The organism is Psychrobacter glacincola, assembly GCF_904846215.1.
Classification (GTDB): domain Bacteria; phylum Pseudomonadota; class Gammaproteobacteria; order Pseudomonadales; family Moraxellaceae; genus Psychrobacter; species Psychrobacter glacincola.
Genome location: NZ_CAJGZK010000001.1, coordinates 39,072 through 53,966, shown reverse-complemented (window position 1 = coordinate 53,966; position 14,895 = coordinate 39,072). Strand labels below are relative to the sequence as shown.

The following is a 14,895-nucleotide window of genomic DNA, read 5'->3' as shown; positions in this document are numbered from 1 at the left end:
CGCAGCTGCTGGCATAGCTAAAGCGTACAACATCATTTCATGAATCAGCAAGATGTCGATAACATTTACTAATGAGACGATTGTGATCTGATACGGCTGAATATAGACGGACAGGCGCATAGCTATGACACATAGTCATGACAAGGGCGGTGGTTTTTTGTTAGAATAGCGCAGGATATTGGACAGTATTTTGCTGGCTCGCTATTAACTCACTTATTATGAATTTTGATGCTAAGGGCAAGAGGTATGATGAATATTTTGGTGATTGGCTCAGGTGGCCGTGAACACGCGCTAGCATGGCAGTGTGCAAAAGACAATAACGTACAAAATATCTACGTTGCGCCCGGTAATGCTGGTACCGCTCTTGAACCAAAATGCCAAAACGTTATTTTGGAAGACGCCACTGATGCAGGCGAGCACAGCGCCGTTATCGATTTTTGTCAGAGTAATGCCATCGACATGGTCATCGTTGGTCCAGAAGCACCATTAGTGACGGGTATCGTCAACGCTTGCCGTGCTGCTGGTATCCAAGCTTGGGGTCCAACGGCGTATTGTGCGCAGTTAGAAGGCTCAAAAACTTTCGCCAAAGAATTCATGGAGCAAAACAATATTCCAACGGCGGCTTATCAAGGCTTTACCGATGCGGCAGCGGCAAAAGCTTATATCGATGAGCAAGGTGCGCCCATTGTGATTAAAGCGGACGGTCTGGCTGCTGGTAAAGGCGTCATCGTCGCAGAGACGATCGAACAGGCGCATGAAGCCATTGATGATATGCTGGCGGATAATAAATTTGGCGATGCTGGTAGCCGTGTGGTTATTGAGCAGTTTTTGCAAGGCGAAGAAGCCAGCTTTATCTGTATGGTAGATGGTGAAAACATCCTGCCAATGGCAACCAGCCAAGACCATAAGCGTGCTTTTGAAGGTGATACGGGTCCAAACACAGGTGGCATGGGTGCATACTCCCCTGCACCTGTTGTCACTCAAGAGGTTCATGATAAAGTCATGGCACAAGTCATTCAGCCAGTCGTCGATGCAATGAAGGCAGCAGGTCATCCTTATACGGGATTTTTATATGCTGGACTCATGATTGATGATGCAGGCGACCCGTATGTGATTGAGTTTAACTGCCGTTTTGGCGATCCAGAGACGCAGCCTATTTTGATGCGCTTGCAATCGTCGATGGTTGATTTGGTTGCACAAGGACTCGAAGGTAAATTGCCCACCGAAGCCAACTGGGATGAACGCCCTGCGCTTGGTATAGTCATCGCTTCAAAAGGCTATCCTGAAACCTCATCGAAAGGTGATGTGATTGCAGGCTTGCCAGAATTAGATACTAACAACCAAGATGCCGTAAAAGTGTTCCATGCGGGCACAGCCTTTTCTAATGAATATGGCATTAGCAATGAGAAAGCCGTCGTGACCAATGGCGGACGAGTATTATGTGTGACCGCATTAGCAGATAGCATCTCAGACGCGCAGCAAGCAGCACTGACAGTCACTGCTGCCATCAGTTTTGATGGTGCTCATTATCGTCGTGATATCGGTCATCATGCTATTGCCCGTGAAAATGTTTAAAAAATAGTAGGGATATAGTCGATTCACTTTTAAAAGAGTACAGAACTACTGGGGTTGATTATTCGCAGCCTCTGTCTGCGTAGGCACAGCAAGCAAGAAAAATTAACCCCAGTAGTAATGGATAATATTTGTATTTCTTTTATTTAGGACTAACTATATAGTCGATTCACTTTAGAAAAATAAGGGCTACTTGTACCTATTTTATTTTGAACTTACTATAAACAATACTAATCACAACTTTTGATGAATTCGACCTCGCGTGATGCTAGGTCGATTTTTTTAATGAGCTGCTGTTTTTAAAGGATGCTAACACTAACAAGCAAAATAAATCTCTCGAATTTTATTGTGCTATCCCAAATTACAAAGTAAATAATGCCGCTTGGCTTAGCTGCATAATCTACCTTCTTTATATGATACAATTCTATACATTCATAGCACATCTCCCTTGTATTGTAGGCACCTCACCCACAAATCAATACCAACTCGATGAAATGACGATATCTATGGCAAACAATACCTCTAGGTCTTCTAATAACAAGCAGTCTATCGATAATCTAAAAACCTCGGGGTTTGATCGTCGCCTGTCGATTGCCAAAACCTCATTAAACATCGGTCGTCGTTGGGCAGGTAATAGCATGTCTGGTATGTTTCTTAATAAAGAAGCACGTACAGCACGCAACCAGATTTTTATGGAAGAACAGGCGCATTATTTGGCAGAAGAGCTTGGCAAATTAAAAGGCTCTGTGGTAAAAATTGGTCAAATGCTGGCGATTTATGGTGAGCATATCTTGCCACCTGAGATTACCCGCGCTCTGCAAACACTCAATGATGATACAGCAACACTTGCATGGCCAAAAATCGAGCAGAATTTACGTCAGTTATTGGGCAATAAGTTGCATGAGCTTCAGGTTGACCCTGTCCCTATTGGTACGGCTTCCCTCGCCCAAGTTCACCGTGCAACCGTCATAGCCACGGGTGAGCAAGTGGTATTAAAGATTCAATATCCGGGCGTGGCTGATGCGATTAATTCTGATTTGGCTCTATTTAAGAGCCTGTTAAAGGTTAGTAATATCGTCCCCCAAACCCGTTCACTCGATGCATGGTTTGAAGAGATACGGGATTTATTACACCACGAAGTTGATTATGAGGCGGAAGCTGCCACAACAGAGCGGTTCTATGACCGTTTGATTGACGATGCACGTTATATAGTACCCAAAATCAATCGCACTTATTCGACCAAACGCTTGCTTTGTATGTCTTATGAGCCAGGTATCAGTGTCGTCTCTGACGCACTGCAATTATTACCTCTTGAGCGCCGAAACGCCATCGGTCAGGCGGCTATCGAAATCATGATACAAGAGATTTTCGTTTGGGGTGAGATGCAGACGGATCCAAACTTTGGTAATTACCTTGTCCGTGTTGCACGCCATGAAACTGAGACTGATAAGCTGGTCTTATTAGATTTTGGGGCGATTCGCCAGTTCGATAATAACTTATTGACGATTGCTCATAATTTATTACGTGCTGGTTATTATCACGATCATCAATCTATGATGAGTGCGATGACTGGTTATGACTTTTTTGATACCATGAGTGATAAGGTACGTTCAGATATCGCCTCATTATTTTTATTGGCAACCGAGCCTTTTAGTGACCCTGTGATGAACATTGATATGCCTGCCAACTGTCTAGATGAGCAACAGCGCTATATTTGGGCTAATAGTAAGCTACATACTCGCCTCTCAAACCGTGCAACACAAGCCATGCAGTCTTTTGAGTTTAATTTACCGCCCAAAGAGTTTATGTTTATCAGTCGGAAATTTATTGGCGCTTATACTTTTTTGACCGTGCTTGATGCTCGTACTGACTCTAATAATTTAGTAAAACCGTTTTTGTAAATTGATTTTTTAGTAGGCAATCAAGGTATTTTTGGATCGCCTTTTTATAGGCGATTTTCTTAATTTTTTTATTTAATTGCTTAGGCTATTTCATATTATTAACCTGACCATAGTATTAGTAGGAAGTATCATTGTTTTGAACTTTTACTTAGGCTATTATGCTAAATATTTAAGCTATAGTCAAAATACTCTAGAAACGCTACGGTACTGCTGGTACAAATTTTTTGCAGCCTCTGTCTGCGTAGGCACAGCAAGCAAGAAAAATTGATACCAGCAGTACATAATATGTCGATATTACTTTTCATTGACTATATCTATCATTCATTTATCGAATCTGGTTTGATAACCTTCAGGTTTTTTCATACTCAACTGCCAACAGGTTTCTTGACGGGCTAGGTATTTAACTTCAAAATGTGTGCGATGACTGCTGCTTGCAACTTGACTACGCGTATTGGGCAGACGCCATATTTCATTCGCTTGCTGCTCAGCATTGTCCATATAGGTTTCGATGTTGGTCGCCAGTATTATCTCCCCGCCTACCTGCAAACGCGACAGTAAAAACTCAAAAAATGGCATATTAAGCCATTGTTGATTGAGATTGTGCTGCTCAGGATTGGGATATAAGATATAGATACTATCGATACTGTTTGGCGCTATCGCATGTACGATCCATGCGATAGCATCAGCATGAATAGTGGTCAAATTGGCAGAATTCTGCTGCGCTGCCATCTTTTCAAATGCATCAAACTTATTACGAGTGCGCTCAATCGCAATCAGATGCTTATCAGGATTTTGCATCGCAAAGCTTAAGGCATGTTTGCCCTTCCCTGCCCCAATCTCCAATACGAGTAATGATTCAGGTTTAAGCACTGCAGCTGGCATCGCAAAATCACGCGGTGCTGAAAGTCGTTGTGGTTGAAATGCTCGCTCTTTCTGGTGTGAAAGCTCAAGGTTGTCAGTCATTTGCTGTCCTTAAAGTATTTGTCATTATTCGACTGCATGCTATTATATAGTCAATGCAGCCCAATAGTAATATCACGCTATCGATTACTCATCGACAAATCGCTTTCTCAATCAGATTAATAGAGCAATAATTTAAAAATAAATCTTTGCTTACTTTTTGATGATACTTTGTTGATAAAACTAAGGATTTCTTTACTTTTATTATGACTGAATCTATTTCTAGCGCCAGCCCTTCACCTAAAACGTATCCTTGTCCAGAATGCGGTAAACAAACCACCTGGCAAGATAATAAATATAAGCCGTTTTGTAGTCATCACTGCAAGCTGATTGATCTTGGCGCATGGGCAAACGAAGACTATACCTTGCCTGCTGAGTCAACGCCGTTTTCTGATGAGCTATAACCGCAAGCCTTAAGCCCTTTAGCTGTTTACTTTCATCGCTTTATTTTTATTACTTTATTATTCCAAGGATGCTGTACATGTCTGCTACTTACCTGATGCCCACCTATCTTCGTCAACCTATTAGCTTTACCCGCGGCTCAGGAAGCTGGCTGTATACTCAAGATGAGACGCCTTATCTAGATGCCTTGACTGGTATCGCGGTATGTGGTCTAGGACATTGCCACCCACAAGTAACCGAAGCTATTCAGCAGCAAGCAGCAACACTGGTTCATACTAGTAATTTATTTGGTATCGATTGGCAAGAGCGTGCTGGTGAAACCTTATGTAATGCGGCACAGATGGACAGTGTATTTTTTGCCAATAGTGGCGCTGAAGCAAACGAGGCGGCACTAAAATTGGCGCGTCTATACGCACATCAGCAAGGATTTAAGCGTCCCAAAGTCATTGTGATGGAGCAATCTTTCCATGGTCGTACGTTACTGACCCTATCCGCCACAGCCAATCCTAAAGCGCGCGAAGGCTTTTACACTTTGGATGATGATTTTATCCGTGTGCGATTTGGCGATATTGTCGCCATTGAACAGGCAGCTCATGACCATGAAGATATTTGCGCAGTATTTGTAGAGCCTATTCAAGGTGAAGGCGGTCTTAATACAGCGGCTAACGGCTTCAGTTACCTTGAACAAATTCAAGCAGTATGTGATACCCATAATTGGCTATTTATGCTCGATGAAGTGCAAACCGGTAATGGACGTACGGGTAAATATTTTGCTTATCAGCATAGCAGCGCACGCCCTGATGTATTAACGACGGCTAAAGGCTTAGGCAATGGTTTCCCCGTTGGTGCCTGTATGGTACGTGGTCGCGCGAATGGCTTGTTTGGCGCTGGTAGTCATGGCTCAACCTATGGCGGCACACCATTAGCCAGTCGCGTGGTACATAGTGTATATGATGTATTGGCTAACAGCGATATCATGCAAAATGCCGTCAGTGAGGGGCAGTTTATTCGTGATAGCATGGTTGATGCGTTTGGACAATATGGCGTCAGCAGTCGCGGCGCTGGGATGATGATTGGCATTGCCTTACCTGAAGATATGGACTGTAGCAAGCTGGTCGATCGCGCACGTGATGAGCAAAAACTCATCATCAATGTCACAGGCGCTCATGTTATTCGTTTGCTGCCACCGCTCAATATGAGCCGTGATGAAAGCTCACAAGTGGTCGAGCGCCTTATTAACTTATTGAAACCATCGTTTTAGACTATAGCCAGATGAAAATAAAAATGTTATGAAAATTTAAACGCGCTATTTGTATAAATTTTACTGGCGGGCTGCGTTCCCAGAGGCTGCGTAAAATTCATACCAATAGCCCTATCACACTGTTGTAGTAAACTCACTATATTCTGTAACCAAAGTCTAAAACATATAGAAAAGCCTACAGTTAAATTATCTGTAGGCTTTTTTGTTGCTAATCAGACAGCTGCACTGATATTTAAATAAATGAAGCCTTAGTTTGCATGAAAGTATTTTTTTAATACCTCTAAGCAGCGTGTGATTTTTGCAGGCTGTTGCTCACGGTTTAAGGTCACAGCATATAATACAAAACTTGGCATCTGGTAGCCGGTCAAAACTTCAACCAAATTGCCCGATTCTAGCTCTTTTTTGACATCCATTTCCATCATTCTAAGGATGCCGTGACCCTCTTTGGCGATGGTCATGGCCATAAAGACATTATTGGTATGGATACGCGACGTCATTTTGATACGTGTTTTTTTACCAGTCTCAGTCTGAGTAAGGTCAACATGATTCGCATCCTTCATGATATCAATACAGATAAGATGATGATCTGCCAAATCTTTCGGCGTTTCAATTTTTTTGTGCTGACGTAAATATTGTGGTGAAGCTACCAACATTTGACGCACATCAGATAATGGGTGACTGCTCAAAGTTGAGTCATTGATATTGGGGCTCATACGTACCGCAATATCGATACGCTCATCAATCATATCAATATAATTATTATCTGCAAAATAGGTGATACTAAGATCGTCATGCGCTGACATCCAAGTGGATAAAGCGGGCAGAATATGATGAACACCCAGCTCAGGGGTCGTTGCAATACGCAGGCTACCTGCCAGCTCATCACGTAATTGATTGACTTTGATTCGACCTTGTTCTGCAGCACTTACTACATCTTTTGCCGCTTCATAAAAACTGGCACCCGCTTCTGTTAAGCTGAGCTTACGGGTTGAGCGATGCAATAGTACCACACCGAGCTCGTTCTCTAAAGAGCGTATTTGCTGACTGACCGCACTGGTGGTAATACCCAGCTCGCGAGCTGAACCACTAAAAGAGCCGTGCCCGACCACACTGGCAAACACAGCCATACCACGTAAATTATCTAACATATTCTCATCCAAGCTGCTTTTTAGTTGTTAATATAACTTAACCATTATAGCGGATAATGATAAATCTTACAGTTTTTTAACAGTAACTTTAGGGTGAAATGTAAGTATTTCTTAGTCAATAAAAGCAAAAACATCAAGGTGATAGAGCAATATCGCCTTGATGTTTCAATATATAAAATAGTGTTGATAAAGGACTACTTTTTATAAAGTACCAATCAATAAATTTATGACTGTTTAATATAACTGAACCTTACCCATTCTGCCTTCGCCGCGCTCGGTTAAATATTGCATCACTGGCGTATTAAACAATCTTGACTCTGCTACTGTTTTAGCCTCAACGAGACGTTTTTGTTGACGACGCTCTGGCGTTTTGTCATCGGCTTGCATGATACTGCTATCAATTCGTAAACTGATGGTGGCATCAGGAAACTGTACCTGCATCTTTGTCGCTAGCTGCTCAAAGGTTGCCTGCAAATGCTTACTATCGACTGCTGTGACAAAGACGGCTTCGCCATTACAACTGCCTGTCATCATACCTTGACGCGCAAGCGCCAATTCATCTTGAGCCAAACTACCGGCTTCACGAGCAATTTGCAGCCAATAATCCCATTTTTCTGGTGTCCACTCACCTATCAATGCTTGCGGCGGACAACGCAGAAGCGCACGAGGGTCTTCAGATTGACTGAATAATTGAGAATCATTTACCTCGGGTTCAATAACGGGTTCAGGTTCAATAACGGGTTCAGGTTCAATAACGGGTTCAGGTTCAATAACGGGTTCAGGTTCAATAACGGGTTCAGGTTCAATAACGGGTTCAGGTTCAATAACGGGTTCAGGTTCAATAACAGGTTCAGAGCTAACTTTATTAGCTAATAACTCTTCTTCATTAACATAACTATCGTATTGATTTAATTCAGTATTATCGTAGTTTGAACTGTATGACTCGACCTCACTTTGAGCTTGATAGTCAGCAACATCATATTGTGGCGATGGTTCTGATTCTGATATTAATTCTGAGGCCAGCGCTGATCCTAATGAGGGCGTTAACATTGGATGCTCAACCGCATTTGTTGACCCTGTATTAGATTCAGTCGTAGTAGATGCTGCCTCTATAGTCTGTATAGCGCTATCAGGTACGTTGGCTAATATCTCATCAACTGGTAAGGGACGAAAAGCTAAGAGACGTAAAATACACATCTCAAGCGCTTGCATTGGCGTACTGGCAAGCTTAACGCCTTCACGTGCTTGTACCACGATTTCATAATAAAGCTGTAATACGTCAGGGCTCATATGCTGGGCAAGCTGATTAATATGCTGTGCTTGCGCTTCATTTACATTGAGAGCCACTTCGGGTAATAGCTGGCACAATGCCAACTGGTGTAATAGCTCAGCGAGTCCATCAAACATACTGCTGGCATCGACCATTTGCGCGCGCATCTGTTCAATATGGGCAGCGACGGCAGGCTTATCATGATTATAGATATCTGTGATTAAACTTACTAAATCAGCTGCATCAATCAAGCCGAGCATCGCATTGACGGTCGCATCATCAAGCGCGCCTTGACCAAAAGCAATGGCTTGATCGGTCAACGATAAGGCGTCACGTACTGAACCTTTTGCCGCACTGGCCAATTGCCAAAGTGCAGGCTGCGTATAGTCTACTTGTTCTTGGGTTAAGACATTGGCTAGATGCTCACTGAGCAAGCTCTGCGATAAAGGACGTAGCACAAACTGTAAGCAGCGCGAGATAATAGTAATGGGCAGCTTTTGAGGATCCGTCGTTGCTAGTAGGAACTTGACATGCTCAGGCGGCTCTTCCAAGGTTTTAAGGAGCGCATTAAAACTGTGTGTTGACAGCATATGCACCTCATCAATGAGGTACACTTTATAGCGACCTTGGCTTGGCGCATAAGGCACATTATCAAGTAACTCGCGCGTGTCTTCAACTTTGGTGCGAGAAGCGGCATCAATCTCAATCAGATCAATAAAACGCCCTTGATCAATCGCCACGCAATTATCACACACGCCGCATGGGGTACTGGTAATACCCGTATCACAGTTCAAACACTTAGACAGGATACGAGCGATGGTCGTCTTACCGACGCCGCGCGTACCTGTAAACAGATAGGCATGATGCAGACGATTATAATCAATCGCATTAATCAGTGCCTGTGAGACATGCGTTTGCCCAATCAACTCGTGAAAGTTTTTGGGTCGGTATTTGCGAGCTAAAACTTGATATTGCTGCGTCATAATGAATGCCAAGGTGGGTCGTAAAAATATAAATAAAGCATCAAATCAGCGATTTATCTTAAAACAATGTCTCAAAATTAAGCATCGAAACTAGCCATCAAAATTAAGTTTCAAAACTAGTTATCAAAACTGGGCTATGATTGAGCTCTCAGCTGAGCCAGTTGTTGATATAAACGCTGCGTATTCGCATCGATAAGCGAGCCTCTCTGATAGAAGGCATCAAGATGTACTGCGGTATTAACACTATCTTCACAAGGTCTAACGTCGACACCAATTAAGAACAGCTCTTGCATAACGGGCTGCTGCATGTCTCTATCAATTAAGTACTAAAAAAACCATATAAGGCTATCTCATAGCTATTAAAAGCAGAAATAGCCTTCTTATGTTCAGTTTAGTACCAGTGTGGACTTATGGCAAGCAAACTATCTCTAACCCTCAAGCTTACGGCGCATATGTGGGAATAAAATCACATCACGAATACTGGCAGAGTCTGTCAATAGCATCACTAAGCGATCAATACCGATACCTTCACCTGCGGTCGGTGGCAAGCCATAAGACAAGGCTTCGATATATTCTGCATCAAAGTGCATCGCTTCATCATCGCCAGCGTCTTTTTCAGCGACCTGACCGTGGAAACGCTCAGCTTGATCCGCCGGATCATTTAGCTCACTAAAGCCATTGGCCAATTCACGACCACCAACAAACAGCTCAAAGCGATCGGTAATCTCAGGATTGTTATCGCTGCGGCGTGCTAACGGTGACGTTTCAGCAGGATATTCAGTGATAAAGGTTGGCTGACGCAATTGATGCTCAGCGGTTTCTTCAAAAATAATCGTCTGCAATTTACCTATGCCAAAGACATCTTTTACTTGCTGCTTTAGCGTCGTCGATGCGTACTCTGCGAGATACTCACGATCATTGATACGTGCCATATCGAAATTTTCTGCATATTTAGCAATCGCGTCAGACATAGATAGACGTTCAAAAGGCGCTTTTAGACTGATCGCTTCTTCTTGGTAGGTAATCTCAGTCGTTCCCAAGATATCTGTCGCCAATTCGTTAAATAAGCGCTCAGTCAAATCCATCAAATCATGATAATCGGCATAAGCTTGATAAAACTCAATCATGGTAAATTCAGGATTATGTCGGGTTGAAACCCCTTCATTACGGAAGCTGCGGTTAATCTCAAATACCTTCTCAAAGCCACCAACGACTAAGCGTTTTAGATAAAGCTCAGGCGCGATACGCAGATATAAAGGCATATCAAGCGCATTATGATGGGTCACAAATGGACGCGCAACCGCACCACCTGGGATAGGATGCATCATAGGCGTTTCAACTTCCATAAAACGCTCATTTAACATAAATTTGCGAATACCGCTAATAACTTGACTGCGTACCATAAAAGTATCACGGGTCGTCTCATTGGTCATCAAATCCAGATGGCGATTGCGATAACGGGCTTCCACATCAGCTAAACCATGAAACTTATTTGGCATTGGACGTAATGCTTTGGTCAATAACTGTATCTCTTCGATATGTACATACAAATCGCCCTTACCTGAGCGACCGATATAACCTGATACGCCAACAATATCACCCAAATCTAGCGATTTGATATCGGCTAGTGTCTCTTCATTTAACTCTTTGCGTGCTACGTATAATTGGATACGACCAGTCATATCTTGAATAACAATAAACGCCCCACGGTTGAGCATGACGCGACCGGCGACATTGACCTGTGTTTTTTCGCCTTTAGCATCATTATCAGCAATTTCTTGTTTTGAGATACCCTCAAAAGCCGTCTGCAAGTCTTGAGCATAATCCGTGCGCTTAAAAGTATTTGGATAAGGCTGTTTACCCGAAGCGACGATATCATCCAGCTTAGCTTGAAGCTGAGCAATCAGCTCGTTGGCGTCTTCTGGGATTTGCTCTTGATTATTTTGCTGACTTTGATTGTTGGGCTTTGACATAACACTCTCAAAATTATTAGATAATTAAAGGAATAAACGAAAACTATAAAGGTAAAATAAAATATTTACACTCAGGTGGCTAAATACTTTATTTATGGTTAGTATTCAACATAAACAACACGATCAGTCGACACAGATAGCGGGCTGTGCCACACCTTTTTCTATGGTTTGATAACAGCCAAAACCACTGCTGTCACTAGCGCATTGCCCAGACTGGTTTTTAGCACCATTCTTAATGAACTCACCGGTATTTTTGCACTTGCCTTGGCAGTCTGTACTGTCTTGGCAGGTTTTTCCTGCATCGCTATAACTCACCACACATTGATAACAAGCAAGCCGACCTTGCTGTAAAAACGCGCCACCCTTTGCCGTGCACGCTTGTACCACCTCATTAGGCGGATAAACACAGGCTTGATAAGAAAACGGGTCATTTTTATTAGTCGTTGCGGTATTAGTCGTTACACTACTATCGCTCTGCTCTGGCTGTACGACTGGTGTTGATAAAGGCGTGACACTACAAGCAGATAACCAAAACGCCATCAACATCGTGCCAATAATAAATACGATTTTGTTAAACGGTAATAGTAGCGATGAGTTGGTTATCATATGCATGGCGTACGCCTCTTATTTTATGAGCTAATGAAGCTCTTATTAAGCACCACCAATACTTGCCATCAAGTCCGCTTGATGCTCACGTAACAGTGCATCAAGGATTTCATCCAAGTCACCTTCCATAATCGAATCAAGCTTATATAAAGTCAGGTTAATACGGTGGTCGGTCATACGACCTTGTGGGAAATTATAAGTACGGATACGCTCTGAGCGATCACCGCTACCGACCAAATCCCGACGTATCGTATCTGCTGCATCCACTTGAGCCTGTACTTTGACTCGCTGAATTTTGGATATCAGCATTTTCATGGCTTGCGCACGGTTTTTATGCTGACTGCGTTCTTGTTGACACTCTACCACGGTACCCGTTGGTATATGTGTCAAACGTACGGCTGAGTCGGTGGTATTCACGTGCTGACCACCGGCACCGCTTGAGCGGAAGGTATCAAAACGAATGTCAGCCGGATTCAAATCGACGGTATCATCAATCTCAACTTCAGGCATGACAGCGACGGTACAGGCTGACGTATGCACGCGACCTTGGCTTTCAGTATCAGGCACACGCTGAACACGATGCACGCCTGACTCAAACTTTAGGCGACCATAAACACTATTGCCAGACACACGGGTAATGATTTCTTTATAACCACCATGCTCACCCTCATTAGCTGACAAAATCTCTAAAGTCCAACCTTGAGCTTGCGCATACTTTTGGTACATGCGGAACAAATCACCAGAGAAAATTGCCGCTTCATCACCGCCCGTTCCTGCACGAATCTCCAAAAATGCAGGCACTTTATCATTAGGGTCTTTTGGCAGCATCATGACATTAAGTGCTTCGTCCATCTCTACGATAGTATCGCGAGCACTGTCAATCTCTTCTTGCATCATCTCTTTCATGTCAGAATCTGACGCTTCTTTTAGCATCGCTTCTGCCTCAGCCTGATCCGTTTCTGCACCCACATAGTTCTGCCATAAAGTGGTGATATCCATCAAGTCACTATGCTCAACGGACAATTCACGGAATTTATTGTTATCACTGATGACACTCGGGTCTGATAATAAGGCAGTGACCTCTTCATAACGGTCTACCATCTGGTCTAAACGCAGGCGTAAGGATTCTTTCATAAAAGGACTTTTAATTGAATAATTGAAATAAGACCGTGATTATAGCAAATTTTTGCGCTTAAATTAAAACCTCTCAGCAATCTTGTCAATATATGGACAAACTTTTCTACCGCTACCACAATATCAATACTTTTCCCAGATAATTTGGCTATAGTTAAAATATCTCAAAAACGCTACAGTGCTGCTGGTATAAATTTTTTGCAGCCTCTGTCTGCATAGGCACAGCAAGCAAGAAAAATTAATATCAGCAGTACTTGATGTATCGATATTACTTTTCCCAGATAATTTGGCTACAAAACAAACTTTGCTTAAATTTTGGATAAAAAAATAGCCAAGAATATTCTTGGCTATTTTGATGCTAATTGAGATTTAATGAGGTTCAAAGTTAAAAACTACACCTTACGAACGATTACCGACCCAATAGAATAACCGGCACCAAACGAGCAAATGACACCCAAATCACCAGATGCTAGCTCGTCTTTATAACGATGGAATACAATCATCGGGCTGGCTGAGCTGGTATTGGCAAATTCTGCAATGACACTTGGCACAATGGCTTTGTCTGCTTCTTTACCGATGACCGTACGCAAAATCAAGTCCAGCATATTGGCATTGGCTTGATGTAGCCACATCATTTTTACGTCAGAGGTTGGTATATTATTTTCTTGCAAATGCTCAGTGATGATTTCTGAAACCTTTGGACAGACCTCACGGAAGACTTTACGACCATTTTGTAAGAATAACTTATCAGTCACAGGTTCTTTAAGATCCGGATACATCTCTGTTTGCGCGGCCAAAAACTCTGAGCGATCCATAAATCCGTATTCGTTTTTGATATTGGTCGAAAACTGCGTAAATAACTTAGAGTTTAGAATCTCATAGCCTTTTGGTGTATCGAGATCTTCTACGATACAAGCAGTTGCAACATCACCAAAAATAAAGTGGCTGTCACGGTTACGCCAGTTCAGATGAGCGGATGTAATCTCAACGTTGACCACAGCGACGCGTTTGGCAAGACCTGAGACGATAGAACCATGTGCTTGTGATAGACCAAAAGTCGCGGCACTACAAGCCACATTCATATCATAAGCAAAACCACCAATCATACCGATCGCGTTTTGAATCTCGATAGAGACGGCTGGATACGTACGCTGAAAGTTTGAGCAAGCAAGGATGATACCATCTAAGTCATTGGCCTCAAGTCCTGCATCAGCCAAGGCGTCATTTAACGCGGCCACACCCATTTCTGCCATGATAGACAGCTCTTCGCCCAAGTTACGATAAGCGATAACAGGCGCCATGATGTCAGGGTTTAAGATACCGTCTTTTTCCATCACATAGCGTGATTTGATGCCAGATACTTTTTCGATAAAAGCTGCTGATGAAGGCTGAATTGCTGTGACTGTACCTGCTTCAATGTCAGCCGCGTGCTTTGTATTATAATTTTCAACATACTGATTAAAGGACTCTACCAGTTCTTCATTACTGATGTTAAAAGGCGGGATATACAGGCCGGTTCCTGTGATACAAGTCGTCATGATACGCTTCCTTGTCTACTACTATGGGCTTGATATAAGCATAAGGTGAAGGAAAACAACAGTCGTCTAATTTTCGGTGAATGACTGTAAACTTAAAATAAGTGCCTTTATTATGCCTGAATATTATTATTTTTCTAATAGTTTGTT

The 14,895-nt window shown here is 42.7% G+C and carries 12 protein-coding genes; 4 read left to right on the top strand and 8 right to left on the bottom strand.

The annotated features are described in order from the left end of the window. The first annotated feature begins 249 nt into the window (after positions 1–249). Together purD and JMW90_RS00205 are read left to right on the top strand one after the other, a co-directional pair. Positions 250–1,575 carry a phosphoribosylamine--glycine ligase gene (gene purD, locus JMW90_RS00210; protein WP_201561285.1) on the top strand — a complete coding sequence of 442 codons (1,326 nt, stop codon included), beginning with the start codon at positions 250–252 and terminating at the stop codon, positions 1,573–1,575. Between the two features lie 503 nt (positions 1,576–2,078). After that, on the top strand, positions 2,079–3,473 hold the full coding sequence (locus tag JMW90_RS00205; RefSeq protein ID WP_201561121.1) for an ABC1 kinase family protein: 1,395 nt from the start codon (positions 2,079–2,081) through the stop codon (positions 3,471–3,473). 321 nt (positions 3,474–3,794) lie between these two features. Here the strand turns inward: JMW90_RS00205 and JMW90_RS00200 are convergent, their stop codons facing one another. Next, complete coding sequence (locus tag JMW90_RS00200; RefSeq protein ID WP_201561120.1) at positions 3,795–4,436, bottom strand: DUF938 domain-containing protein; 642 nt, start codon at positions 4,434–4,436, stop codon at positions 3,795–3,797. A 203-nt stretch (positions 4,437–4,639) separates the two neighbouring features. Here JMW90_RS00200 and JMW90_RS00195 point away from each other — a divergent pair, with 203 nt between their 5' ends. Together JMW90_RS00195 and JMW90_RS00190 are read left to right on the top strand one after the other, a co-directional pair. After that, positions 4,640–4,837 carry a DNA gyrase inhibitor YacG gene (locus JMW90_RS00195; protein WP_201561119.1) on the top strand — a complete coding sequence of 66 codons (198 nt, stop codon included), beginning with the start codon at positions 4,640–4,642 and terminating at the stop codon, positions 4,835–4,837. A 77-nt stretch (positions 4,838–4,914) separates the two neighbouring features. Further along, positions 4,915–6,096 carry an aspartate aminotransferase family protein gene (locus JMW90_RS00190; protein ID WP_201561118.1) on the top strand — a complete coding sequence of 394 codons (1,182 nt, stop codon included), beginning with the start codon at positions 4,915–4,917 and terminating at the stop codon, positions 6,094–6,096. A gap of 248 nt (positions 6,097–6,344) precedes the next feature. Here JMW90_RS00190 and JMW90_RS00185 read toward each other — a convergent pair whose 3' ends face one another. From JMW90_RS00185 to JMW90_RS00155, 7 genes are all read right to left on the bottom strand, one after another. Next, positions 6,345–7,244: a LysR family transcriptional regulator gene (locus tag JMW90_RS00185; RefSeq protein WP_201561117.1), complete on the bottom strand. Its 900-nt coding sequence runs from the start codon at positions 7,242–7,244 to the stop codon at positions 6,345–6,347. A 234-nt stretch (positions 7,245–7,478) separates the two neighbouring features. Further along, positions 7,479–9,497: a DNA polymerase III subunit gamma/tau gene (dnaX, locus tag JMW90_RS00180; protein WP_201561116.1), complete on the bottom strand. Its 2,019-nt coding sequence runs from the start codon at positions 9,495–9,497 to the stop codon at positions 7,479–7,481. Between the two features lie 134 nt (positions 9,498–9,631). Then, positions 9,632–9,805, bottom strand: a complete 174-nt coding sequence (locus JMW90_RS00175; protein WP_227691803.1) for a hypothetical protein — start codon at positions 9,803–9,805, stop codon at positions 9,632–9,634. 120 nt (positions 9,806–9,925) lie between these two features. Next, entirely contained in the window at positions 9,926–11,470 is a 1,545-nt protein-coding gene (lysS, locus tag JMW90_RS00170) for a lysine--tRNA ligase (RefSeq protein ID WP_201561115.1), read from the bottom strand. Positions 11,471–11,593: 123 nt separating this feature from the next. After that, positions 11,594–12,082, bottom strand: coding sequence for a hypothetical protein (locus JMW90_RS00165; protein WP_201561114.1), 489 nt, complete (start codon positions 12,080–12,082; stop codon positions 11,594–11,596). Between the two features lie 39 nt (positions 12,083–12,121). Continuing rightward, a complete protein-coding gene (prfA, locus tag JMW90_RS00160) occupies positions 12,122–13,210 on the bottom strand; it encodes a peptide chain release factor 1 (RefSeq protein ID WP_201561113.1) in 1,089 nt (362 codons plus the stop codon). Between the two features lie 392 nt (positions 13,211–13,602). Beyond that, the gene (locus tag JMW90_RS00155) at positions 13,603–14,748 is read right to left on the bottom strand and encodes a beta-ketoacyl-ACP synthase III (RefSeq protein ID WP_201561112.1); all 1,146 of its coding nucleotides are present in this window, start codon (positions 14,746–14,748) and stop codon (positions 13,603–13,605) included. Positions 14,749–14,895: the final 147 nt, after the last annotated feature.